At 63.2% G+C, this 22,019-nt stretch carries 26 protein-coding genes; 20 read left to right on the top strand and 6 right to left on the bottom strand.

Annotated elements, in window-relative coordinates; translation table 11 throughout:
• Position 1: 1 nt before the first annotated feature.
• Both CH290_RS04120 and CH290_RS04125 read left to right on the top strand, forming a co-directional pair.
• Positions 2 to 1,474: an aldehyde dehydrogenase family protein gene (locus CH290_RS04120; protein WP_026347434.1), complete on the top strand. Its 1,473-nt coding sequence runs from the start codon at positions 2 to 4 to the stop codon at positions 1,472 to 1,474.
• Positions 1,474 to 2,676: a CaiB/BaiF CoA transferase family protein gene (locus CH290_RS04125; RefSeq protein ID WP_027498651.1), complete on the top strand. Its 1,203-nt coding sequence runs from the start codon at positions 1,474 to 1,476 to the stop codon at positions 2,674 to 2,676. Before CH290_RS04120 ends, CH290_RS04125 begins: the two co-directional genes overlap by 1 nt.
• Here CH290_RS04125 and CH290_RS04130 read toward each other — a convergent pair.
• A complete protein-coding gene (locus tag CH290_RS04130) occupies positions 2,666 to 3,259 on the bottom strand; it encodes a TetR/AcrR family transcriptional regulator (RefSeq protein ID WP_020110884.1) in 594 nt (197 codons plus the stop codon). The two genes, CH290_RS04125 and CH290_RS04130, sit on opposite strands and share 11 nt — an antisense overlap.
• Before the next feature lie 167 nt (positions 3,260 to 3,426).
• Here CH290_RS04130 and CH290_RS04135 point away from each other — a divergent pair, with 167 nt between their 5' ends.
• The 8 genes from CH290_RS04135 to CH290_RS04170 are packed head-to-tail and all read left to right on the top strand — an operon-like array spanning position 3,427 to position 10,641.
• Positions 3,427 to 4,659, top strand: a complete 1,233-nt coding sequence (locus CH290_RS04135) for a CaiB/BaiF CoA transferase family protein (RefSeq protein WP_020110883.1) — start codon at positions 3,427 to 3,429, stop codon at positions 4,657 to 4,659.
• Positions 4,656 to 5,858, top strand: coding sequence for a CaiB/BaiF CoA transferase family protein (locus CH290_RS04140; RefSeq protein ID WP_020110882.1), 1,203 nt, complete (start codon positions 4,656 to 4,658; stop codon positions 5,856 to 5,858). Before CH290_RS04135 ends, CH290_RS04140 begins: the two co-directional genes overlap by 4 nt.
• A complete protein-coding gene (locus tag CH290_RS04145) occupies positions 5,855 to 6,454 on the top strand; it encodes an FAS1-like dehydratase domain-containing protein (RefSeq protein WP_033190157.1) in 600 nt (199 codons plus the stop codon). The genes CH290_RS04140 and CH290_RS04145 overlap by 4 nt, the downstream gene beginning before the upstream one ends.
• A complete protein-coding gene (locus CH290_RS04150; RefSeq protein WP_020110880.1) occupies positions 6,451 to 6,885 on the top strand; it encodes a hotdog family protein in 435 nt (144 codons plus the stop codon). Before CH290_RS04145 ends, CH290_RS04150 begins: the two co-directional genes overlap by 4 nt.
• On the top strand, positions 6,882 to 8,036 hold the full coding sequence (locus CH290_RS04155) for a thiolase family protein (RefSeq protein ID WP_020110879.1): 1,155 nt from the start codon (positions 6,882 to 6,884) through the stop codon (positions 8,034 to 8,036). The genes CH290_RS04150 and CH290_RS04155 overlap by 4 nt, the downstream gene beginning before the upstream one ends.
• The gene (locus CH290_RS04160) at positions 8,033 to 8,443 is read left to right on the top strand and encodes a Zn-ribbon domain-containing OB-fold protein (protein WP_033190158.1); all 411 of its coding nucleotides are present in this window, start codon (positions 8,033 to 8,035) and stop codon (positions 8,441 to 8,443) included. Before CH290_RS04155 ends, CH290_RS04160 begins: the two co-directional genes overlap by 4 nt.
• Before the next feature lie 29 nt (positions 8,444 to 8,472).
• Entirely contained in the window at positions 8,473 to 9,846 is a 1,374-nt protein-coding gene (locus tag CH290_RS04165) for an MFS transporter (protein WP_020110877.1), read from the top strand.
• Positions 9,847 to 9,849: 3 nt separating this feature from the next.
• Positions 9,850 to 10,641 carry an SDR family NAD(P)-dependent oxidoreductase gene (locus tag CH290_RS04170; RefSeq protein ID WP_020110876.1) on the top strand — a complete coding sequence of 264 codons (792 nt, stop codon included), beginning with the start codon at positions 9,850 to 9,852 and terminating at the stop codon, positions 10,639 to 10,641.
• A 49-nt stretch (positions 10,642 to 10,690) separates the two neighbouring features.
• Here CH290_RS04170 and CH290_RS04175 read toward each other — a convergent pair whose 3' ends face one another.
• A complete protein-coding gene (locus CH290_RS04175; RefSeq protein ID WP_027498649.1) occupies positions 10,691 to 11,455 on the bottom strand; it encodes an SDR family NAD(P)-dependent oxidoreductase in 765 nt (254 codons plus the stop codon).
• 71 nt (positions 11,456 to 11,526) lie between these two features.
• Between CH290_RS04175 and CH290_RS04180 the strand changes: the two genes are divergently transcribed.
• The 8 genes from CH290_RS04180 to CH290_RS04215 all read left to right on the top strand — a co-directional run bounded on the left by CH290_RS04180 (position 11,527) and on the right by CH290_RS04215 (position 17,469).
• Complete coding sequence (locus CH290_RS04180) at positions 11,527 to 12,678, top strand: acyl-CoA dehydrogenase family protein (RefSeq protein WP_080748779.1); 1,152 nt, start codon at positions 11,527 to 11,529, stop codon at positions 12,676 to 12,678.
• A gap of 161 nt (positions 12,679 to 12,839) precedes the next feature.
• Positions 12,840 to 13,247 carry a nuclear transport factor 2 family protein gene (locus CH290_RS04185; protein ID WP_020110873.1) on the top strand — a complete coding sequence of 136 codons (408 nt, stop codon included), beginning with the start codon at positions 12,840 to 12,842 and terminating at the stop codon, positions 13,245 to 13,247.
• A gap of 10 nt (positions 13,248 to 13,257) precedes the next feature.
• Positions 13,258 to 14,814 (top strand): class I adenylate-forming enzyme family protein, encoded by a 1,557-nt coding sequence (locus tag CH290_RS04190; RefSeq protein ID WP_020110872.1) that lies wholly within the window; start codon positions 13,258 to 13,260, stop codon positions 14,812 to 14,814.
• Positions 14,811 to 15,251: a hypothetical protein gene (locus tag CH290_RS04195; RefSeq protein WP_019663166.1), complete on the top strand. Its 441-nt coding sequence runs from the start codon at positions 14,811 to 14,813 to the stop codon at positions 15,249 to 15,251. Before CH290_RS04190 ends, CH290_RS04195 begins: the two co-directional genes overlap by 4 nt.
• Positions 15,248 to 15,667, top strand: coding sequence for a MaoC family dehydratase (locus CH290_RS04200; protein ID WP_020110871.1), 420 nt, complete (start codon positions 15,248 to 15,250; stop codon positions 15,665 to 15,667). Before CH290_RS04195 ends, CH290_RS04200 begins: the two co-directional genes overlap by 4 nt.
• Positions 15,664 to 16,503 (top strand): mycofactocin-coupled SDR family oxidoreductase, encoded by an 840-nt coding sequence (locus CH290_RS04205; protein WP_033190159.1) that lies wholly within the window; start codon positions 15,664 to 15,666, stop codon positions 16,501 to 16,503. The genes CH290_RS04200 and CH290_RS04205 overlap by 4 nt, the downstream gene beginning before the upstream one ends.
• A gap of 10 nt (positions 16,504 to 16,513) precedes the next feature.
• A complete protein-coding gene (locus CH290_RS04210; RefSeq protein WP_019663169.1) occupies positions 16,514 to 16,969 on the top strand; it encodes a nuclear transport factor 2 family protein in 456 nt (151 codons plus the stop codon).
• Positions 16,966 to 17,469, top strand: a complete 504-nt coding sequence (locus tag CH290_RS04215; RefSeq protein ID WP_019663170.1) for a pyridoxamine 5'-phosphate oxidase family protein — start codon at positions 16,966 to 16,968, stop codon at positions 17,467 to 17,469. Before CH290_RS04210 ends, CH290_RS04215 begins: the two co-directional genes overlap by 4 nt.
• Here the strand turns inward: CH290_RS04215 and CH290_RS04220 are convergent, their stop codons facing one another.
• The 3 genes from CH290_RS04220 to CH290_RS04230 all read right to left on the bottom strand — a co-directional run bounded on the left by CH290_RS04220 (position 17,470) and on the right by CH290_RS04230 (position 19,602).
• Positions 17,470 to 17,985, bottom strand: a complete 516-nt coding sequence (locus CH290_RS04220; RefSeq protein ID WP_033190160.1) for a nuclear transport factor 2 family protein — start codon at positions 17,983 to 17,985, stop codon at positions 17,470 to 17,472. It lies immediately after the preceding gene.
• Between the two features lie 72 nt (positions 17,986 to 18,057).
• Positions 18,058 to 18,471 (bottom strand): nuclear transport factor 2 family protein, encoded by a 414-nt coding sequence (locus CH290_RS04225; RefSeq protein ID WP_020110868.1) that lies wholly within the window; start codon positions 18,469 to 18,471, stop codon positions 18,058 to 18,060.
• Between the two features lie 9 nt (positions 18,472 to 18,480).
• Positions 18,481 to 19,602 carry an NDMA-dependent alcohol dehydrogenase gene (locus CH290_RS04230; RefSeq protein ID WP_020110867.1) on the bottom strand — a complete coding sequence of 374 codons (1,122 nt, stop codon included), beginning with the start codon at positions 19,600 to 19,602 and terminating at the stop codon, positions 18,481 to 18,483.
• A 153-nt stretch (positions 19,603 to 19,755) separates the two neighbouring features.
• Here CH290_RS04230 and CH290_RS04235 point away from each other — a divergent pair, with 153 nt between their 5' ends.
• On the top strand, positions 19,756 to 20,169 hold the full coding sequence (locus tag CH290_RS04235) for an acyl-CoA thioesterase (RefSeq protein ID WP_020110866.1): 414 nt from the start codon (positions 19,756 to 19,758) through the stop codon (positions 20,167 to 20,169).
• Entirely contained in the window at positions 20,166 to 21,434 is a 1,269-nt protein-coding gene (locus tag CH290_RS04240) for an MFS transporter (RefSeq protein WP_230621061.1), read from the top strand. Before CH290_RS04235 ends, CH290_RS04240 begins: the two co-directional genes overlap by 4 nt.
• On the opposite strand, the gene CH290_RS04245 is transcribed toward CH290_RS04240, so the two are convergent.
• The gene (locus tag CH290_RS04245; RefSeq protein WP_033190161.1) at positions 21,387 to 21,947 is read right to left on the bottom strand and encodes a nuclear transport factor 2 family protein; all 561 of its coding nucleotides are present in this window, start codon (positions 21,945 to 21,947) and stop codon (positions 21,387 to 21,389) included. The genes CH290_RS04240 and CH290_RS04245 overlap by 48 nt on opposite strands.
• Between the last annotated feature and the right edge of the window lie 72 nt (positions 21,948 to 22,019).

Genomic DNA, 22,019 nt, shown 5'->3' on the forward strand with positions numbered 1-22,019 from the left:
GATGACTGCCGTGGCGGAGATAGATCAGACGTGGGTACCGGACACCAGGACTCTGCTGATCGGCGATACCGATGCCCAGCCGCAGGGTGAGACGTGGAACGTCTACAACCCCGCCACCGAAGAGGTCATCGCGACCGTCGGGGGAGCGTCGAGCAGCCAGGTCGATGACGCAGTCGCCGCAGCGCGGAGGGCATTTCCGGCGTGGTCCGCACTGAGTGGAGAAGAGCGCTCGAAGCACATCCACCGCTTCGCCGACGCGCTGGAGAAGGCCGCGGACCGGTTGCTACCCTCGATCGTCAACGAGGTGGGGTGCCCGGTGTCGCTGGCCTCGTACCTGCAGGTGAAGATGGCCGTCGACGAGCACCTGCGCTGGGCCGCCGAGGCTGCGAAGACCGATCGTACGATCCATCTCGGCGAATACGACAAGCCGGTTCCGACGATGAGCGACGTGGTCCACCAGCCCGTCGGCGTGGTCGCCGCCATCACCGGATACAACTATCCGCTCAATCTCGCGATCTTCAAGTTCGGCGCCGCGCTGGCGGCGGGCTGCACCGTCGTGCTGCTTCCGTCGCCGCGAACCCCGCTCACCACCCTGTTCCTCGGCGACCTCATCAAGGAATCCGGCCTGCCGCCGGGCGTCATGAACGTCATCATCGGCGGTGCCGATGTGGGACAACAACTCTCGTCGCATCGTGGCGTGGATCGCGTCTCGTTCACCGGGTCCGACGGCGTCGGCGCGAAGATCATGGAGCAGGCGTCGGCCAACCTGACGGGTGTGACGCTCGAACTCGGCGGCAAGTCCCCGAACATCGTGCTCGAGGGTGTCGACGTCAAGAAGATCGCGGTCGAGATGCACCTTCGCTGGGCACGTAACGGCGGCCAGGGATGTGCAGCGCTCGCACGGCTTCTCGTGCACGACAGCGTGTACGACGAGTTCCTGGAAGCCGGCGCATCGGCGTTCGATCAGATGGTCGTCGGCGACCCATGGGATCCCGCGACGAACATCGGACCGATGATCCGGCCCGACCATCAGGCCCGCGTCAACGGTTTCATCGACGGATCGGTCGCCGAGGGCGGCACGAAGCTGCTCCAAGTCACCAAGCCGCTGCCGGAGAAGGGATGGTTCGTCAATCCGGTTCTGCTGGGCGGACTTCCGCACAGCGCACGGGCAGTGCAACAGGAGATCTTCGGACCCGTCGCGGTGATCGTGCCGTTCAAGAACACCGAGGAAGCGATCCGTCTCGCCAACGACACCGACTACGGTCTCGCGGCGAACGTCTGGTGCGACGATCCGATCGAGGCCAGGCGGGTCGCGGAGCAGGTCCGGGCCGGAACGGTGTGGATCAACGGAGGTGGCTCGATGCGCCCCGACGCACCGTTCGGCGGTTACGGCAAGTCCGGAGTCGGCCGTGAGCTCGGCGAGTGGGGCATGAAGGAATACCTCGAGGTCAAGCACATCCAGTGGAGGATCTGATGGGCGCCACCGGTCCGCTCGCGGGCATCAAGGTCGTCGAGCTCGGCACGATGTACGCCGCGCCGACGGCAGGGCGCATGCTGCGTGACTTCGGCGCGGAGGTCATCAAGGTCGAGGACCCAGCCTCGGGTGACTATGCACGGCAGTGGATTCCGCAGAAGAAGGGCTTGTCTCTCGGGTTCTCGCGGCTCAACGCAGGAAAGCGGTCGGTGGGAATCGATCTGCGCGATGCCGAAGGTCGTGCGCTGGTCAAGCGTCTCATTGCCGGCGCCGACGTAGTCATCGAGTCGTTCAGGCCAGGGCGTCTCGAATCGTGGGGACTCGGCTTCGAGGAACTGTCGAAGGACAACCCCGGGCTCGTTCTGGCTCGCGTGTCCGGCTTCGGCCAGACCGGGCCGAACCGCCTGCTGCCGGGATTCGGCACCGTCGCCGAGACGGCCAGTGGATTCGCCAACGTCAACGGTTGGCCGGACTCGCCTCCCACCTCGCCGCCGTTCGGTTTCGCCGACTCCATCGCGGGCCTGTCCGCAGCGATGGGCGTGGCGATGTCGTTGTTCAAGCGGGAAAAGACCGGTCTCGGTGAGGAAGTCGATGTCGCGCTGTACGAGCCGCTGATGTTCATCGTCGGAGACATGTTCCTGAAGTACACCGCGACGGGCGAGATTCAGCAGCGCATCGGTAATTCGACCGGAGCCGCGTCACCTCGCGGCATCTACGAGGCGGCCGACGGGAAGTTCCTGTCCATCGCCGCGTCCAATCAGGCTATCGCCAAGCGATTGTTCGCGGCGATGGGCAAAGCGGAGGTCATCGACGATCCTCGCTACGCGACCAATGCCGATCGCCTGCGGAACAACGACGACGTGCAGCAGATGGTCATCGACTGGTGCAAGAGCATGCCGCGCACCGAGGTGCTCGAGGTGCTCGAGAAGTTCGAGGTGGTGAGCGCACCGGTCAACGACGCATCGGACGTGGTGGAGGATCCGCATTTCCTGGAACGCACGTTGGTGGAGATCACGGGCAACGACGTACTCGGCAAAGTTCTGATGCCGGGTCCGGTCCTGCACATGAAGAGCTACGACGGTCCGGTGTACGACGGGGTGCCTGGGGTCGGGGAGCACACAGCCGAGATTCTTACGGCGGAGTTGTCCTTGAGTGCAGTTGAACTCAGCGACCTCGCCACGCGCGGGATCGTCAGCGCGTAGTTCGCAGTACATGGTCGACCAAGGTGCGGGCGTACTCTTCGGAGTGCGCCCGCACTGCGTCGTCCAGCTTCTTCGGTGTGCTGAGGGTGTGCAGAATGATTGCGCCGAGCAAGGTTTCGAGCAGCAGCGTCACCGAGGTGCCGGCGGGGAGCTGACCGCGGGCGATGGCTTTGCGGACCATCTCGCGTGCGGCGAGGGTTTGCGAGTCGCGGAAGAGCGCGAATTGGTCGGTGACGCCGGGGATGGAATCCCCCTCGATGGCCATGCGAAAAATCGCTCGTCCTGCTCCGCCGAGGTAGAGCCGCATGGTCTGGCGTGCGAGTTCGAGGAGGTCGGCTTTGATGTCACCGGAATCCTGAGTGGCGACGACGGTGATGCGGTCCTCGATGGCGTCCTGCAGCAGGGTGTTCTTGTTCGGCCACCGAAGGTAGATCGACGCCTTTCCGACGGAGGCCTGACGCGCGACGGCTTCGATGGAGAACTTGGCCCATCCCTGGGTTCCGAAGATGTCGACGGCGGCATCGAACACGCGTCGTTCCAGGTCGGGGTCGCGTGGGCGCCCCGTCTTGGAGGTGTCCGGCACAGCCGTCTCCTTCTCGTTCGAAAGATTTGTGACCTGAACCACTGAAAACCATTGATTCGTGTCAGGGGAGAGTGTACTTTCCTAGTTACGGACGAAGAACGTTCAGAAACGTTCCGCCTTCCTGCTGATTCGGAAGGTGTTCTCCCTTTTCATGATTGGTGGGCGCAATGGCGCTGTTGGAGCGGTACCGCGTGCTCGACTTCACTGATGAGCGTGGCTTGCTCGCAGGCCGAATGCTTGCCGATCTCGGAGCCGACGTGGTCCAGGTCGAGCCGCTCGGTGGATCCTCGGCGCGGACAGCCGAGCCACTCGGACCTCGTGGATCGTATTTCTGGGACACCTATGCGGCCAACAAGCGCGGCATCGCGATCGACTTCGAGGATCCAGCGGGACTCCATGACTTGATCGCTCAGGCCGACGTCGTGATCGAATCGGCCGGACCCAGCGTGATGGACAGCCTGGGGCTCGGATTCGAAAAGTTGCACACCCTGTACCCGCGCCTGGTCTACGTCTCGATTTCGGCGTTCGGATCCACCGGGCCGAAGGCGCGATACGCGGCCAGTGACCTCGTGGTCTGGGCTGCGGGAGGACCGCTCGACCCGCATCGGGAGGCAGATCGGCCACCGGTCAGGATCTCGATTCCGCAGGCTTTTCTCCATGCCGCCGCCGATGCCGCCGACGGCGCATTGTTCGCGTTGCTGGCACGGACACGCACCGGTCGCGGTCAGCATGTCGATGTCTCCGCGCAGGCATGTCTCGGAACAGCGACGCTGGGAAGGGTTCTCGCCCACACCGCAGGTGATGTAGCCCCGGAGTGGGAAAAACTCGTAGATGGTCCGGTGAAGAAGATCGATCAGTCCGGTAGCGGTTCCGGTACCGATCCCGCCAAGAAGAAATGGCGCTGCGCCGACGGTCTCATCGAATTCCATCTCACTGTCGGACGCGCCTCCGGTGCGTTCACCACCGCGTTCTTCGGGTGGATGGCGTCGGAGAATTCGGACTACGAGCGATTCGCGTCGATCGATTGGCGCGAAATTCCGGACATGGTGGCACGCGGGGAATTCGACGACGCTCGATTCGACGAGGCCCGCGGCGCCGTCGCCGAGTTCTTGGCCGGCAAGACGAAGAACGCTGTGCTGGAAGCGGCACGCGAACACCGTCTGCTGTGCGTGCCGATCTACGACACCGGGGACGTTGCTGCGAGCCCACAACTCGACGCACGGAGCTTCTACTCGACCGTCGTCGACGATGCAGGTCGCGAGATCAGGATGCCCGGTGCGTTTGCGAAGGTCGCCGGCGAGCCTCTCGAAGTACGCACACCCGCACCGTCGTTGGGACAACACACCGAGGAAGTTCTCACCGACTGGGTAGGCACGCGCGTCATGGAGAACGCGTCATGAGCAAGCCACTCGACGGAGTGAAGGTCCTCGACATGTCCTGGGTGGTAGCCGGCCCACTCGTCGGGCGAGCCCTTGCCGACGCAGGCGCAACCGTCGTGCGCGTGGAATCCGGCACCAAGGTCGAGACCGCGCGCCTGATGCCTCCCTTCGAGGGTGGTGTTGCAGGACATGAGAATTCGGCGCTGTACGGAAATGTGAATGCAGGCAAACTCGGTGTGTCGTTGGATCTTCGGCTCCCGGCCGCACGTGCCGTCGCCAGATCTCTTGCCGACTGGGCCGACATCGTCCTCGAGTCGTACGCACCCGGGCGAATGAAGAAGTGGGGGCTCGACTACGAGAGCCTGAGCGCGACGAATCCGGGCCTGATCATGGTGAGCAGTTCCATCAACGGACAGGACGGGCCCTACAGCGGCCTCGCCGGTTACGGAAATGTCGGTGCCGCCCTGTCGGGATTCCAATCTGCGGTGGGATGGGAGGATCGGCTTCCGCTCGGACCGTTCGGCCCGTACACCGACTACGTGGCTCCGCGGTTCGGCCTGGCGGCGTTGCTCGCTGCCCTGCTCGAGCGTGAGCAGAGCGGCGTCGGTGCGTACATCGACATCTCGCAGGTCGAGTGCGGTGCCTTCCTGCAATCGCCCTATCTGGCCCAGTATTCGGCCGAGGGAACGGTCGTCGCGCGGCGTGGCAACAGCGACGCAGCGTTCGCTCCCAACGGCGTCTACCCCTGCGTCGACGGACGGTTCGTGGCCATCACCGTCGGCGACGACGACCAGTGGCGGATGCTCGCCACGGTCATGAATCTTCCCGACGCCTCAACCAATTTCCGCACGCTCGACGTCCGACTGCGGCACAGCGACGAACTCGACGATCTCGTTGCTGGATGGACCGTGCGGCATCGTTCGCAGGACCTCGAAGATCTTCTGCAACGCGTCGGTATTGCCGCACACGTCTCGGCCGACAGCCAGGCTTTCTGCGAGGACCCACAGCTGAGACACCGAGGGCATCTGGTAGAACTCGACCACCCTCTGCACGGACGAGTGACGATCGAAGGCCCTAGGTACCAGCTCAGCGACACGCCATTGTCCGTCGACCGAGCGGCCCCGGTGTGCGGCCAGGACAACACATACGTACTCGGTGACATCCTCGGCCTCACCGCCGAGCAGATCGAAACATTGGAAAGTGAAGGTGCACTGACATGACGACAGAACTGACGGACGTCAGGCCGTCCTGGGTGGCGGACTGGGACGAACTCGTCGTCCGGGTAGGCGAGGACTTCTCCGACGGCAGTATTCGCTGGGGCGGTGATCCGGTCGAGTCCGGAACTGTCCGCCGGTATCTTGAACCGCTCGAGCTCGACAGTGCTATTCACTACGACGAGGATGCTGCCCGCGGCGCTGGGTTCGACGGTGTGATTGCGCCGTCCACTGGCCTGCTGTCCTGGGCGATCGCAGCGATGCGCAACCCCGGTGAGGAGACGCTGTACGGCAGTGCCGATCGCGACGCGCAGCCGACGCGAAGCCCGATCAACAACGAAGACCCGTATCCAGGACCGGAGACGAGTGGGTTCCTCACGGCCAGCATGGAACTCGACTTCGTCAGACCGGTCCTGCTCGGCGAACGACTCGGAAACCGAGGTCGACGACTGATCTCGTGCAGTCCCAAGCAGACCTCGCTGGGCCGAGGGGCGTTCCTGTCCTGGGAGAACGACATCGTCAGCGACCGCGGCGACGTCGTCGCGCGAGTACGCAACGTCGTCTACGCCTACAACCCCGTGACCGAGGACTCCGAATCATGAGATTTTTCGAAGACGTCACCGAGGGCGAGCAGCTCCCGGTGCCCGAATACCCGCTGTCGATGTACCGACTCGTGATGGCGGCGGGGTCGAACCGCGACTTCAACTCAATCCACCACAACTCCGAGTACGCCAAGGATTCCGGCGCACCCGAGGCCTACGCCAACGTGCTGTTCCTGATGGGCATGTGGGAGCGGGCAGTTCGCGACTGGGCAGGACCGACCGGTGTCATCGGATCGGTGAAGGGCTTCGCAATGAAGAAGTTCAACCTCGTCGGTACCACCACGACCGTGCACGGCACCGTCGTCGGCAAGGAGATTCGAGGCGACAAAGGCATCGTGGCGGTCGAACTGGTCAGCCGTAACGAAGGCGTCGTCACGGTTGGACCCGGAACGATGGAAATCGAACTGCCTCTCCAGAAAGCTCTGGTATGAAAGCCTCGATCGCCGGTCTCGGTGTGACCGAGATGGGCCGGATCTATGGCAAGACGGCGACGAACTTCGGCGCCGACGCGGTCCGTCGGGCAGCGGCCGATGCGCACCTCGAGCTGAGCGAGATCGACGGTCTTCTCATCAGCGGCGGAGTCACTGGCGAACTCGGCTTGCCGCTCGCGCAAGAACTCGGTCTCGAAGACCTGTCGCTGCTGTCGGTGATGCAGTCCTACGGCTCGACCGCCGGAGCGATGGTTCAGTTCGCGGCATCGGCCATCGAATCCGGACAGGCCACCGCGGTGGCCTGTGTATTCGCGGACGCGCCGTTGAAAGAGCGCGTCGCGACCGGGGCGTCCTATGCACAGGCCAACTCGGGCGGGGTCGGTTGGGAAGGGATTCTTGGATCAACCGGTGTCAACAGTGCCAACTCGCTGTACGCACTGGCAGCCAACCGGCACATGCAGACCTACGGCACCACCTCCGAGCAGCTCGGGTCGGTGGCCGTCGCGCAGCGGGCCTGGGCTGCATTGAATCCTCTTGCGCAGATGCGTGATCCGATCACCCTCGCCGACCACCAGGATTCGCGGATGATCAGCTCACCGTTCCATCTGCTGGACTGCTGCCTCGTCTCCAACGGCGGCGTCGCCGTCATCGTGACGAGCGCCGAGCGCGCCAGAGATCTGGCGCAGCCACCCGTCGACATTCTCGCGTCGGCACAGTCGCATCCCGGGCACTACATGCGCCGCAACGACGACTTCGGATTGGTGAGCGGAGCAGCACAATCCGGGCCGAAGGCGTTCGCTGCCGCTGGGCTCTCTCCAACGGACATCGACCTGGTCGAACTCTACGACTGCTATACCTACACGCTGCTGATCTCGCTGGAGGACTACGGGTTCTGCGACAAGGGGTCCGGCGGCGACTTCGTCGGGACGCCAGGTCTTCTCGGACCGGGCGGCTCGCTGAAGGTCAATACCGGCGGCGGACAGCTGTCGTCGTATTACATGTGGGGAATGACTCCGCTGTCCGAAGCAGTCATCCAGCTTCGCGGGCAGGCGGGGGAGCGTCAGGTCGACAAGCACGACACAGCGCTCGTCTCCGGCAACGGCGGCGTCCTCGATCACCATTCCACCCTTCTGTTGGGAGCCGGCCGATGACTGCAATCCTGTCCATCCCGCTTGCGCCTGTCCGCCGTGACGCCCAGACTGCCGACTTCTTCGACGGCACTGCGCGCGGCGAGTTCCTGTTGCGCGAGAAGATCGGCACCGGAGAACTTCTCGCGCCACAGACCGCAGTTCCGGACGACGCCGACTACCGCTGGACACCTGCCAGCGGCCGCGGCCGAATCATCTCGTGGACCACCGTGTACGGCCGCAATGCCGAAGGCACCGTTGTTCCACAGCACATTCTTGCCGTCGTCGAACTCGACGAAGGCCCCTGGTGGTGGACCCGTCTGGTCGTAGAAGATCGCGAACCTGTGACCGGCGCGTCCGTCCACGCCGAATTCCACAAATCCGGCGATGCCGACGAGTACGAATACGTGCCCGTCTTCGTACTCGACTGAACCCCTTACCTTTCGGAATGGAACCAACGATGGACGTTTCGACCGCGATCAAGACATCGCCGATCTCCCGCTACCAGTACAAAGTGTTGGCCGCCTGTCTGCTGGTCATCACCATCGACGGATTCGACGTGTTCGTGATGGGATTCGTGCTCCCACACCTACCCGACGGATTCTTCGACAGCACCGCCGAGAAAGGCTACCTTCTCAGCGCGGGCCTGGCCGGCATGGCGGCAGGATCGATATTCCTTGCACCCCTTGCCGACAGGATCGGACGTCGACGCCTCATCCTGTGGGGCCTCGTCCTCAACCTGATCGGCCTGGCTGCGTCGGCGATGTCGCCGAACGTCGAGGCACTCATCGCCGCCCGCTTCCTCACCGGCATCGGTATCGGCGGAATGGCCGCCAGCCTCATCGTACTGGTCCAGGAGTTGTCACCGGAGAAGCGCCGAAACACCATCATGGGTGTGTACTCGATCGGCTTCCCACTCGGCAGCCTCGTCGGCGGCGGAATCGGAGCGCTGCTCGTGGCTGCCTTCGACGGCGCATGGCAGGTCATGTTCATCTTCGGCGCTGTTATCACTGCCGGGGCAGTCGCGGTCACATTGGCCATGATTCCCGAGTCGATCGACTTCCTGATCAGCAAGAACACACCGGAAGCCGACGCCGAGATCCACCGCTTCATCGTCAAACTGAACAACCCCGCCATCGACCCGAACGCCCGACCCGCAGTAGCCCCCGTCGTCGAGGACAACACCTCGGTTCGCGGCTTGTTCGCGAACGGCATGTACTACCGGACGCTGCTGACGTGGCTGATGTACTCGTGCTTGATGTCGGCGTTCTACTTCGCGAACACCTGGACCCCGCAGTTGGTGAAAGAGTCCAGTGGTAGCGCAGAACTCGGAACCACCGCCGGCCTGATCCTCAGCCTCGGCGGACTCGTCGGAGCACTGGTGTTCGGTGTGTGGACATTGAAGATCTCTGCGGGCCGGTTGCTGTGGACGGCAATGGCGATTGCCGCAGTCTCTATCCTTGCGTTCGCGGCGTTCTTCGGCCACCCGGGGATTGCCATTGCGCTCACCGTCGCGGTGGGACTGTTCACCTATATCGCGATCACCGCGGCTGCTGCTGTCGTCCCTCCGCTGTACCCCGTTCGGGCACGCTCGACCGCCATCGGGTGGATGCTGGGTATCGGCCGGTTGTTCTCCATCTCGGCGCCGATCGCCGTCGGCTACGCGCTGGCAGTGTTCGCTCCGCAGACGCTGTACTACTTCGCCGCAGTTCCGATGGTGGTCGGTGCATTGGCAACTTACGCACTGTGGAAGCACACCCGCGACGAAACTGCGCCGATGGACATGGTGGCGGAGCCGGTGACTGGTTACCCACCACTCGTGAAGGAAGGCTGACACATGCGAGACAAGCGCGTATTGGTGACGGGCGGTGGCTCGGGAATCGGCCGGGCCATCGCCGTCGAGGCCGCTGCCCAAGGGGCCGAGACTGTGATCGTCGCGGATATCTCTCCCGAGCTTCTGGCCGAGACCGAGACGCTGATCGCAGCGGCTGGTGCCAAGAGCGTCGCGCTGCGGGTGGACGTGTCCGACGGTGCACAGGTCCGGCAGATGATCGACGACGCCGTTTCCGCGGCCGGCGGGCTGGACACGCTCGTCAACAACGTGGGCGTCATCGACACCGGTTTCGTGTCGGGGGAGCAGGCCAACATCGTCGACCTCCCCGAGGACGTGTGGGACTCGGTCATGAACATCAACGTCAAATCTATGTGGTTGGCAACGAAATACGCTGCGCCGTATCTGCGCGCGTCCGATCGAGGGCCATCCATCGTCAACGCAGCCTCGGTGTCCGGGATGATGGGGTACAAGACGCCTGCGTACTCCGTCAGCAAGGCCGCGGTGATCCAGCTGACCCGCACAACGGCGATCTCACTGGCGAACGAGGTCCGGTGCAACAGCTTCTCGCCGGGCAGCTTTCGAACCACGATGGCGCAGAAGCATATCGACGCAGCCGAAGACCCGGTTGTGCAGGAACGCTTCATGAGCGGCGCACACCTGATCCCGCGACTCGGCGATCCCGTCGAGGTCGCCCGGGTTGCGTGCTTCCTCGCCTCGGACGCGGCGTCGTTCATGACGGGCACCAATGTCCCCGTCGACGGCGGCACCATGGCCTGGCGGGGTCTGCGGTCCTAGGTAGTGCAGCTCGAGCGGCGGAGCCGCCCCGAACACACTGGGAGCCGCCCTACATCCCGCCGTCCACGGTGATGATGGACCCCGTGGTGTAGCTGGAGGCATCGCTGGCGAGATACAAGGCGGCCCCGACGATTTCGTTGGGGTCGCCTCCGCGTTTGGCTGCGAAGGTCTCTGCGCGCTTGCTGAAAGCCTCCATGTCCCAGGCGTTGGAGACGTCGGTGAGGAAGGTGCCCGCCATGATCGCGTTCGTGCGCACGGTGGGCCCGAAGGTCTTGGCCAGTCCGACGGTGATGGCGTTCAGGCCGGCCTTCGCGGCAGCGTACGGCAGCACATCCGGCCGTGGCTTGGTCGACGCCGCACTCGAGATGTTGATGATGGATCCTCCGTCGCCCTGCGCCATTCTGGTTCCGATCAGGGCTGCGAGGCGGAATGGACCTTTCAAGTTCACGCCGAGGACCTTGTCGAAGAGTGTCTCGGAGATCGAGTCCACCGAGTCGTACAGCGGCGACATGCCTGCGTTGTTGATCAGCACATCAACCTTGCCGAAGTGCTCGTAGGACGTGTCGACCAGCTCGTCGAGTGCGTCCCATTTCCCGACGTGGGCGGCGATCGGGAATGCCCGACGCCCGGTCGCGTCCTCGATCTCCTTGGCCGTCACCTGGCACGACTCGAAATCGCGACTCGCGATGATGACGTCAGCACCTGCCTGGGCCAGCCCGAACGCCATTGCTTTGCCGAGGCCTCGGCTGCCGCCGGTGATCAGGGCGACGCGGCCCGAGAGGTCGAAACGAGAGGGGGCGTCGAACTGGGGCATCGTTTTCTCCTGGATCTGGACCGCTGTAGGCAATTCCTTAGTATGGTAATCATAGATTGACGAATGGAGACATGGTGTCAGAATCAGCGGGACTGTTCGAGCTCCCAAGTAAGTATGTCGAACTCCAGGTAGAAGCGCGGGCGCTTGCAGAGTCTGTCCGCGATATTGCAGAACGGGCCGACGAGTCGGACAGCATCGATGTGGACGTGCGCAAGCGTCTGCAGGCCACTGGTCTCGCAGGGGTGACGGTGCCGAAGCAGTTCGGAGGCCGGTTCGAGAAGGTCGATTCGCTCGCGGTGACCGTCGTACGCGAGCGTCTCGCTGCCGAATGCGCACACCTCGACTCCCTCTTCGCGATGCAGGGCATCGGCAGCTACGGCCTGTCGGTCGGCGGCACGCCCGCGATGCAGGAGCACTGGCTGCCGCGGGTGGCCAACCTCGATGCCATCGCCGCGCTCGGACTCACCGAGCCGCACGTCGGATCGGACCTCAAGGCGCTGACGACGTCGATCGAGGAAGTCGACGGCCAGCTCGTGGTCAACGGGCACAAGTCCTTCATCACCAACGGCGGAGACGCGGACTTCTACAGCATTCTCGGTCGTGAGGGCGACGGGTACTCGTTGGTGCTGATTCCGGCCGATGCAGCGGGAGTCACCACCGAGCGTCCGCATCAGATCATTGCGCCGCACGTGCTCTCCGACGTGATCTTGAACGACGTTCGTGTGCCGCTCGATCATCGCATCGGCGAACCGGGCAAGGGTTTCTCGCTCGTGCTCGCTACGCTCGCCACGTTCCGTGTGTCGGTCGCGGGCGCAGCCGTAGGCCTGGCCGATGCGGCGCTGAAAGAGGCTGTACGCCATGCAAACAATCGTGAACAGTTCGGCGTCAGTCTGTCCAGGCTCGGCTCGGTGCCCGAGCATCTGGCGACGTGCTGGACCGATATCGAGATGGCACGCTCGCTGACGTACCGAGCCGCCGCGGCGTCGGCGCGCGACGCCAGGGCGAATCTGCACCTGTCCTCGATGGCCAAGGTTGCGGCCACCGAGGTGGCCGGCCGAGTGGTCGATCGCGCCGTTCAGGTGATGGGCCGTTACGGCATCACCCGCGGCAGCGTCATCGAACGCTTGTACCGGGAAGCTCGTCCGATGCGGATCTACGAGGGCTCTACCGAAGTGATTCTGGATTCGCTTGCCAAACAATTGATCAAGGGCGATTTGCTGTAGTACCAGCCCGGTGCGCCCGTCCGAGAATGCTCCGTACTCGGGCGGGCACAGGCATGTCCACAATCCTACGCATGTCACGAAATCGCCCTTGACGCAACGTGATTGATGATTATGATTGGCCTTGATGTGACCACCGTCACGACCATCTCGAGGAGCCCGCCATGTCGTCCCGTTCAGGTATCGAGAACACTCTCAGCCGCTATGCGCTCGGCTACGACGATCATCATCCGGAGATGATCGAAGCGTCGTTCACCAAGGATGCCGTTCTGACGATGAAGATCGCCGATGGCGACCTCATCGGGCCGTTCGACGGACTCGACGCGATCATGGAGCTGATGAACGGCTCGGCGCATTCGCAGTCGGATCAGCGCCGCCATCTGACAACGAACATTCTGATCGACGATATCGATGCCACGCACGCGAAAGTCGTTGCCTATCTGGTGATCATCTCGGTGGCCGAAGGGAAACTGACCGTTCTGTCCAGCGGCAAGTACGAGGACGAGTTCACCGAAGTCGACGGAACCTGGTTGATCTCCAAGCGTCACATCGCACTCGACCTCCCGTACTGAAGGCACTGACATGCTGAATCAGGGATTGATCCCCGCGAAGTGGGCTGCGCTGACGCCGAACCGTCAGGCCGTGTTCGACGTCCCGAACGATCGTCGCATCACCTTCTCCGAACTGGACGAACGTGTCCGACGGCTTGCCAACGGACTGCGAGGCTTGGGCCTGAACAAAGGCGATCGCGTCGCAGTCCTGACCCGCAACAGTGTCGAGTTTCAGGAGCTGTACTTCGCTGCCGGACGGGCAGGACTGGTTCTGCAGCCACTGAATTGGCGTCTCGGGATCAAGCAGCTCATCGGATTGATTTCCGATGCGGCGCCGAAAGTGATCATCACCGCCGCGGAATGGTCCGAGACCAAGCGGGAGCTGCAACGCTCGGTGAACGTCGACAACTGGCTCGAGTTCGGCGCCGACTCCGACGGTTCCTACGACGAACTTCTCGCTCGCTCGAGCGCGGCCGAACCCATCTGGACGCCGTCGATCGGCGGCGACGATCCGTTCTTCATCCTCTACACGGGCGGGACCACCGGCGAATCCAAAGGTGCGATCCACACGCACACCAGTGCCGCCAACGGGATGCTCAATCAGACTGTGGCAGAACGCGTCGTGCCCACCGATGTGTACATGCTCACCGGCCAGATGTACCACATTCCCGTTGTTCTCTCGATGAACTACATGAAGCACGGTTGTCCGGTGGTGCTGGTCAACTTCGAAGCGCAGCAAGCACTCGAGATCATCGAGGCCGAGAAGGTCTCTGCATTCCTTGGCATCACCACGATGCTCAACTGGATGATGGCCGTCCCGAACTTCGCGTCCTACGACTTGAGCAGCCTCCGCAACATCCAATACGGTGGCGGGCCCATGCCGTCGACCATCGTGCGTGCGGCACTCGAGTCGTTCCCCTGCACGCTGATTCAGGGATACGGGCAGACCGAGGGCACGACGATGTCATTCCTGTCCCAGGAAGATCACCTCGCCGCGGTCAAGGGTCACGATGTGCATCGTCTGAAGTCCTGCGGCCGCGAAGGTTTCGTCACCACCATTCGCATCGTCGATGCTTTCGGTGAGGAAGTCCCACGGGACGGCAAGACCCCCGGTGAGATCGTCGTCCGATCGGAATCGAACATGATCGGCTACCTCAATCGGCCGGAACTGACCAAGGACACGCTGCGCGACGGATGGATGTGGACCGGCGACATAGCCACCTGGGACGAGGATCGCTACATCTACATTGTCGACCGAGCCAAGGACATGATCATCTCCGGCGGCGAGAACATCTTCAGCGTTCAGGTCGAAGAAGCTATCGGCGCACACCCGTCCGTGCTCGAATGCGCTGTGATCGGTATCCCCGACGACGAATGGGGTGAGGCCGTCAAAGCCGTCGTCGTGCTCAAACCTGGAACGACGGCCACCGAACAGGACATCATCGACGTAGCCAAGAAGAACCTGGCGTCGTACCAGAAGCCGCGGTCGGTGGACTTCGTCTCGGCGCTGCCCAAGGCGCCTACCGGCAAGATCATGAAACGCGACTTGCGGGCACCCTACTGGGAGGCGGCGGGCCGCAGCGTATGACCGAGGACGAACTGACGGCCCTCGTCGGAACCCGAATGCCGGGCGGTACCAGGACGTTGGAGAACTGGTGGGTCACCCTGGTGCTCGACGCCATGGACTGCGCGCCGGACGACGGGGCCTCGCATCCTACGTTCGTGTTCCTCGTCGCTACCGGATCGATGGGCTGGACGTGGAACGAACTGTTCGACGTCTTCGCCGCAACCGAAGCAGACGGTCCGATGTTCGGCGAGACCGATACGACTGTCCGCACCCCGTTGAAGACAGGGGAGTCCTACACGGTCCGTGGCGAAATCGTCTCGGCGGCGCGCAAGACAGGTAAGAAGACAGGAGTGTTCGACATCGTCGGCTACCGCTTGGACGTGCTCGACGCGCAGGCCGAGCTCGTCGCGTCGACGACCAACTCCATCGTCTTCCCGCGCCGAGGGGAGGTCACGTGAGTATCGAAGTGGGTCAGTCTATCCCGGGCCGCATCATCGAGAGCGTCGATCCGGAGAAGATGAAGCTTCTGTCGGCGCTGATGCGTGACCCCAACCCGATTCATTTCGATCGCGCGGCCGTCGCCGAGCTGGGCATGGGTGACAAGACCGTCAACCAAGGCCCGAGCAACATGGCGTACGTGCTGTCGATGCTCGGCCAGTGGGCCGGGGGCTCCGATCGCATCACTCACTATCGATTCCGATTCCTGGGCAACGTGTTCGAGGGCGACAGGCTCGAGGCATCGGGCAGCGTGACGGCGGTGGCCGAAAGGCCCGACGGACTGCAAGTCGACTGTTCACTGTCCCTGACCGTCATGGGCGGCGCCGAGGTCCTTACCGGAACCGGCACCGTACTACTACCGAAGGACTCCGTATGACCGGAAGGCTCGAAGGTAAAGTAGCATTCATCACCGGCGCGGCACGCGGCCAAGGGCGCTCGCATGCAGTCAGATTGGCGCAGGAAGGCGCCGACATCATCGCCGTGGACATCTGCGAGAACATCGATACGGTCACCCCGTTCTACCCACTTGCCACCGAGGATGAACTGGCCGAGACGGCTGCGCAGGTCGAGGCCCTCGATCGTCGCATCTTCGCCCGTCGAGCCGATGTCCGCGACCTCGATCAGTTGCAGGCAGTGTTCGACGAGGGTGTCGCGGAGTTGGGGCGCGTCGACATCGTTGTCGCCAACGCGGGGATCGCGACGTACGGGTTGTCCTGGGAACTGACATCGCAGCAGTGGAAGGACATGATCGACGTCAATCTCACCGGTGTCTTTCACACCGCCAAGGTCGCCATTCCTTCGCTGATCGAAGCCGGAAACGGCGGATCCATCGTGTTCACCAGCTCGATCGGCGGGCTCAAAGGCATTCAGCACGTAGCCCATTACGTTGCTGCGAAGCACGGCATCGTCGGATTGATGCGGACGATGGCCAACGAGCTCGGTCAGTACAAGATTCGCGTCAACACCGTGCATCCCACCAACGTCGACACCATCATGATCCAGAACCCGGGGACGTACTCGATGTTCGCGCCGGGAGATCCGGAGCCGACCCAGGACAAGGCCATGGCTGGGTTCATGTCTCTCAACACCCTGCCGGTGCCGTGGATCGACCCTGTCGATATCAGCAATGCCGTGCTCTATCTCTCCAGTGACGAAGGCAGATACGTCACCGGTGTCACTCTGCCCGTGGATGCGGGCGCATACGTCAAGTGAAAGGACCATCATGACAACATCTCTCGTCGACCAAGACCTCGCCTACCGCGCGCAGACGACGTTGACGGCCTATGCCTGGGCAGCCGACTCCGGTGATCTCGATACACTGCGCGATCTGGCGGTCGAGGACATAGCCGTCACACAGACCACCCAGGAGAAGCGCGGGATAGAGAACTTCCTCGACATCTACCGTGCGTTCGCGGCGTCCGAGACCGAGGTGTCACGCCACGTCGTCACCAACACTCTGGTGACGGTAGAGGACGACGGCGTCCGCATCGACGCCTACTTCGAGGCGACCTTGTTCGACCCAGGCAGCACGTCCCGGATCTTCGGTCGCTACTCCGACTCGTTGGTCGAGGTCGACGGAGATCTCAAGATCAAGCACAAGCGAATCTTCGTCGACAGAGTCATGGCGCTGCCGACGTCGACCGCAGCGTTCGTGCCGTACGGGTCCTCCGACTCGTGAGTCGGGTGGGAATCGACGACAACGAGAATCTTTCGTCGGTGCGCGCATCGATCGAGGGGCGCTCGGAGTTGATCGCGACCCAGACCGAGTGCACCTTCGCGTTCACCACCGAAGCAGGCTGGCCCGCGGGCGTCGTCATGAGTTACCTGTTCACCAGGGACAGGTTCTGGTTGACGGCGGCCGCAGGCCGGGCGCACGTTCGCGCAGCGGTGCGCGACTCTCGCGTGAGCTTGGTGATCTCCAATGCCGGCACGTCGTTGCCGGGCCGCCGGATGGTCTCGATTCGAGGCAGGGCCACTGTGCACGAGGACGCTGCGGTGAAAGCATGGTTCTATCCGGAATTCTCGCGGCATCTCGCGCCAGGAGATCCCGACGCCTTCGCGCGACTGCTGGACAGCCCTGAGCGCGTCGTTCTCGAAGTCGAGCCTGTTCGCATCGCCGTCAGCCACGATTCGACGAAGATGCCCGGTGACGGGCGAGGTGGTCGAACCAGTTCTTGATCAGGGGCGGTAGGTGCTCCAGGTGGGCGCGGACTCGGGATAATCCGCTTCGGCGTACCGAGTTTGCGGCCACCTGATCCGCTTGTTCGTGCGGAAGCTCGCACTCATGGCTTCGAACGGCACCGCATACATGAAGGTGACCTCGCGGTGCTGGAATCGCCACTCACCCTCCAGGACGTATCGGTCCGCGTAGCGAAAAGCAGTCAGCATCAACGTGTCTCGCACGGCGAGTTCGGCGTGTCCGGTCATTCGGCCCGTTGCAGTGGTTGGGCTCTCGACGGTGATGAGGTGAATCTCCGGAGTGTGCAGCATGGTGGTGTAGCGGTCCATGCTGCCGATGTAGAACTCTCGGAGCTCGTCGTGGCCACGCAGCGTACTGCCGGCCACTGCGAATGTGGCGTCGGGCGTGTACATCCCGAGGACCGCATCGATGTCGTGGTCGTCCACCGCCATCGAGTAGGCGCCTGCCAGGTCGCGGATCGCGTCCTTGGCGATCAGTACGTCGAGTCGGTCCATGAGTCTCCTTCCCACGCCCGTCAGCGGCGTGTGTACGCAGCTCTCGCACACACGCCGCTGATCGAGAAGCTGTCAGGCCTCGAACCCCTCCATCTGAGGCGGGGTGAGGGGCGAGATGACGCGGGAGGCGATTTTCCACCCGTCGTCGGTGCGGACGTACGTGTCCTCGTTCAGCGCAATCGCTTTGAACGCCCCACCGCCGTTGGTGTGGCCCTCGGAGAACACGTAGTTGGTACCGTGCGCGGCGGTATCGGAATCGAAGTGCACGATGTGGTTGGTGATGATGTGGAACTGATCCTTCACTTGCTCGGCATCGCGCTCGAAGAAGTCGAGGATTGCCTCGTGCCCTTCGTACTTCGCCAGGCCCACCGGCGTCGCATCCCACACGGCGTCGACGGCGAACGCACTCAGAGCCAGTTTGGGATCGAACTTGTCCAATCCCAACGCGTAGGTATGTGTTGCGGAAATGATCTCACTGACACTCATTCGAGCCTCCTACTCGTCGTACATGATGACGCCGCGGATGTTCTTGCCGTCGCGCATGTCCTGGATGGCCTCGTTGATCTGTTCGAGCTTGTAGGTCTTGGTGACCAGCTCGTCGAGCATGAATTCGCCGCGGCGGTACATGTCGGCGATCAACGGGATGTCGCGGCGGGCCGTCGTGGTTCCGTACAACGTGCCTTGCAGGCGCTTTCCGGACATCGCGAAGGTGAACAGATCGAATGGCACGTCGCGCTGGGTGACCGGGGCCGCAGAGGTGAGCACCAGGGTGCCGCCGCGTCGCGTCATTTCCTGTGCTGGGTTGAGGAGGTGACCGTAGGCGATGTCGACGGTGATGAGCACCTTGTCTGCGCCCTGGCCGTTGGAGAGCGTGTCGACGAGTTCCTTGGCCTGATCCAGGTTTTCGACGGTGTGCGTTGCACCGAAGAGCTTCGCCTGGTCGCGCTTGTACTCGACGGGATCGACGGCGACGATGTTCTTCGCGCCCTTGTGGCGAGCGCCCTGGACGGCGTTCATGCCGACGCCGCCGGTACCGATGACGACGACGGTTTCACCGAGAGCAACCTCGGCCGCGTAGACGGAGGATCCCCAGCCGGTGGGGACACCGCAGCCGATCAACGCAGCCTTGTCGAGGGGAATGTCCTTCCCGATCTTCACGCACGAATCGATGTTGACGACGACGTACGGCGAGAAGGTTCCGAGGAACGAGAAGGGTCCGACGCCCTGACCGCGAGCATGCACGCGATGGGTTCCGTCGGGTGCGAAGCCGGCGAGCACCCCTGCGCCCATCTCGCACATGTTCGAGCGGCCGATGGTGCACATCTGACAGTGCCCGCACGACGGAAGAAACGACAGCACGACGTGGTCGCCGACCTCGAAGCCGGTGACGTCGGGACCGAGCTCCTCGATGACACCTGCACCCTCGTGACCACCGATGATGGGTGCCCAGTCGAGCGGGATGTCGCCGGTGTCGACGTGGTCGTCGCTGTGGCAGATTCCCGAGGCTGCGAGCTTGATGCGCACTTCACGGCTCTTGGGCGGATCGATCTCGATCTCTTCCACACTCCAGCCCGACCGCGTGCCGGGCTCCCAGATCAAGGCTCCGATGGTTTTCACTTCATGCTCCTTCGATGAGACCGAACGATGCTGTCCACGTGCGGCGTTCGATTGATGCGCACCTTTACATGTGACTCCTGTCACCATAACCATGATAATGATTAGTGTAAAGGGTGGGATGTTAGAAAGTGAGTACAGAAAGAGGTGCCGCAGATGGTCGACCATCCGACTAGCCAGACCTTCACACTCGCCTACGGAGACTGCGATGCCATCGGTATCTCGTACTTCGCGATGAACTACCCCTGGATGGAACGCACCTACAGCGTGTGGCTGCATTCCTACGGTCTCGACAGCCACACGATGATGGATGCCATCGGGGTCGGTACGGTCGGATTCGGTTCCGAGTGCACCTATCTCACGTCGTGCCGTGTGTTCGACGAGATCGATTGCGGCATGGAACTCGATCACCTCGGGACCACGTCCTACATCGTCGGATTCCCGTTCACGCGCGTCGGCGAGCGCGTCGCCTACGGCAAGATCAAGTACGCCGTGCGAGGACCCGACGGACTCAAAGCTCCGATTCCCGACGCCCTGCGCGACGCGCTCTCCTCTCTCGGCCGTCCGTGACGGCACAGACCGGAGCCGATATCGCAGGTGTTGCCCACCGGCGGCGAATGCTGGGCGCCGCGACAGCAACAGCGTTTGCTGCACTCGTCGTCGGATCGAACGTGCCCGGGCCGCTGCTTCCGATGTATGCAGACCGGATGGCACTCTCGACGTTCACGGTGTCTGCGCTGTTCGCCACCTATCTCGTGGCATTGGTCGTGACGTTCACCGTGATGGCACGCACGCATCTCACTCGCTATGCGTGGCTGCTGTTGCCGGGGTCCGTGGCCGGCGGGATCGTCGCCGATGTCGCACTGATGATGGGCGGCGATTCCGTCGTCGCACTCTTCGTCGGCAGGTATCTGACCGGCACGTGTGTCGGGGTGGCCACGGGTGCGGCTGCAACCATCGCCGTAGCGGCGCGTGGTGAGAAGGGACGCACCATCGCGGCCTCGGGGGCAATATTCGGGTCGTTCGTCGGTCTGATCCTCGGAGCTGTCACAGCCGAGTACCTTCCGGGCCCGACGACGACTGTCTACGTGATCCACACGGGCCTGCTCGTGACGGTGGTGGCCGTTCTTGTCTTCGCTCTCTATCGCGCGCGAGACATCCTGCGCGCTGCTCTCGTCGAACCTGAATCTGTCGATGCCGAGGCGTTCGACACCGAGCGCGACACCCGCGCTCGCGCCGCGGGTTACGGAATCGGCCTCGCTGGATGGGCGATCGGCGGAATCGCCGTCGGAATCTTGCCGACGGCTGTTCGTGAGCAGACGGAAAGTTCGTCGCTGATCGTCGGCGCCCTCGCACCGGTTGTGTTGCTGTCGATCGCGTGGCTCTCGCCCTTCGTCTTCACCGCTCTACGGACGGCGCTGCGGCCGATCCAGTCGTTGATTCTCATCGCTGCCGGGGCCATCCTGTGCGCGGCCGGGGTGCTCTCGTCGAGCTTGATTCTCGTTCTGGCCGGCTGTGTCTGCTGGGGGCTCGGGCAAGGGTTCGCGTACGCATGCGGGCTCCGGATCTTGACGCGCGGCGCATCTGCCGTCGAGCAGGGGCGTATCGCCTCACGATTCGCCTCGTTCTGTTACGGGTTGACTGCCGTGCTGGCGCTGGTCACCGGTGCGGTGTCGACTGCATGGGGGAGCGCGACGGGGATGGCAACGGCAGGAGTGGTTTTCGTGGTGCTGTGTTCAGTTGTTGCTCTGCTCGGCCACCGCCGATGGGAAGCACCCGCCGAGCCGCTAGGACCAGAACTGCTCCAACCAGGAAGCGTCACCCGCGTGCAGTGACTCCGGCCAGTCCGCCGGCCGCCGATCTCCGTAGGCGCGCATGCTGTTCGGATCACCGAGCCCGTCCGAGTACTCGCTCGTGGGTAGGTAGTACATGTAGGACATCAACCGATCCTGAATCCTCCAGGTGCCGTCGACGCGTCGGTAGAGGTCGCGATATCGCAACGCTGTCACCATGGGTACGTCGTTGCGCACCAACTCCGCATGGCCGACGGCAATCCCGACGGCGCGGTCGTGATCACCGTCGTCGAATCGGATCACATGGCCGTGTGTGACGTGATTCGTCGGCCCGAGCGCGTCGAATCTGCCCTGAAAGACGTCGACGATGGCGTCGATGCCCGACGCCGAGAACACACCGTCGGCGGACCGCATGGTCGCATCGGCGGTGAACAGGGCTCTGATCCCGGCGGCGTTCCGTTCGTCCATGGCGAGGCAGTAGAGAATAGGGAGTTCGCCGATGGCAGTGCGTGATTCGATTCGCTCGAGGCGTGTTTCGACGTCGGAGGTGGGCATCGCGCTGATCTTCTTCCGATTCCGGTATTTCCTGGACAGGACGTCACGGACGACCCATCATGAACTCCATCC

Source organism: Rhodococcus sp. 06-156-4, from assembly GCF_002259345.1.
GTDB classification, from domain to species: Bacteria; Actinomycetota; Actinomycetes; order Mycobacteriales; family Mycobacteriaceae; genus Rhodococcoides; species Rhodococcoides fascians_E.

What these genes read in the sequence shown, in the direction of transcription:
- CH290_RS04245 (WP_033190161.1), bottom strand. Translation starts at nt 21,947, where the DNA reads ATGCCCACCTCCGACGTCGAAACACGCCTCGAGCGAATCGAATCACGC.
- CH290_RS04135 (WP_020110883.1), top strand. Translation starts at nt 3,427, where the DNA reads ATGGCGCTGTTGGAGCGGTACCGCGTGCTCGACTTCACTGATGAGCGT.
- CH290_RS04195 (WP_019663166.1), top strand. Translation starts at nt 14,811, where the DNA reads ATGACCGAGGACGAACTGACGGCCCTCGTCGGAACCCGAATGCCGGGC.
- CH290_RS04175 (WP_027498649.1), bottom strand. Translation starts at nt 11,455, where the DNA reads ATGCCCCAGTTCGACGCCCCCTCTCGTTTCGACCTCTCGGGCCGCGTC.
- CH290_RS04160 (WP_033190158.1), top strand. Translation starts at nt 8,033, where the DNA reads ATGACTGCAATCCTGTCCATCCCGCTTGCGCCTGTCCGCCGTGACGCC.
- CH290_RS04210 (WP_019663169.1), top strand. Translation starts at nt 16,514, where the DNA reads ATGACAACATCTCTCGTCGACCAAGACCTCGCCTACCGCGCGCAGACG.
- CH290_RS04170 (WP_020110876.1), top strand. Translation starts at nt 9,850, where the DNA reads ATGCGAGACAAGCGCGTATTGGTGACGGGCGGTGGCTCGGGAATCGGC.
- CH290_RS04125 (WP_027498651.1), top strand. Translation starts at nt 1,474, where the DNA reads ATGGGCGCCACCGGTCCGCTCGCGGGCATCAAGGTCGTCGAGCTCGGC.
- CH290_RS04155 (WP_020110879.1), top strand. Translation starts at nt 6,882, where the DNA reads ATGAAAGCCTCGATCGCCGGTCTCGGTGTGACCGAGATGGGCCGGATC.
- CH290_RS04145 (WP_033190157.1), top strand. Translation starts at nt 5,855, where the DNA reads ATGACGACAGAACTGACGGACGTCAGGCCGTCCTGGGTGGCGGACTGG.
- CH290_RS04190 (WP_020110872.1), top strand. Translation starts at nt 13,258, where the DNA reads ATGCTGAATCAGGGATTGATCCCCGCGAAGTGGGCTGCGCTGACGCCG.
- CH290_RS04235 (WP_020110866.1), top strand. Translation starts at nt 19,756, where the DNA reads ATGGTCGACCATCCGACTAGCCAGACCTTCACACTCGCCTACGGAGAC.
- CH290_RS04140 (WP_020110882.1), top strand. Translation starts at nt 4,656, where the DNA reads ATGAGCAAGCCACTCGACGGAGTGAAGGTCCTCGACATGTCCTGGGTG.
- CH290_RS04185 (WP_020110873.1), top strand. Translation starts at nt 12,840, where the DNA reads ATGTCGTCCCGTTCAGGTATCGAGAACACTCTCAGCCGCTATGCGCTC.
- CH290_RS04205 (WP_033190159.1), top strand. Translation starts at nt 15,664, where the DNA reads ATGACCGGAAGGCTCGAAGGTAAAGTAGCATTCATCACCGGCGCGGCA.
- CH290_RS04150 (WP_020110880.1), top strand. Translation starts at nt 6,451, where the DNA reads ATGAGATTTTTCGAAGACGTCACCGAGGGCGAGCAGCTCCCGGTGCCC.
- CH290_RS04120 (WP_026347434.1), top strand. Translation starts at nt 2, where the DNA reads ATGACTGCCGTGGCGGAGATAGATCAGACGTGGGTACCGGACACCAGG.
- CH290_RS04220 (WP_033190160.1), bottom strand. Translation starts at nt 17,985, where the DNA reads ATGGACCGACTCGACGTACTGATCGCCAAGGACGCGATCCGCGACCTG.
- CH290_RS04225 (WP_020110868.1), bottom strand. Translation starts at nt 18,471, where the DNA reads ATGAGTGTCAGTGAGATCATTTCCGCAACACATACCTACGCGTTGGGA.
- CH290_RS04180 (WP_080748779.1), top strand. Translation starts at nt 11,527, where the DNA reads ATGGTGTCAGAATCAGCGGGACTGTTCGAGCTCCCAAGTAAGTATGTC.
- CH290_RS04165 (WP_020110877.1), top strand. Translation starts at nt 8,473, where the DNA reads ATGGACGTTTCGACCGCGATCAAGACATCGCCGATCTCCCGCTACCAG.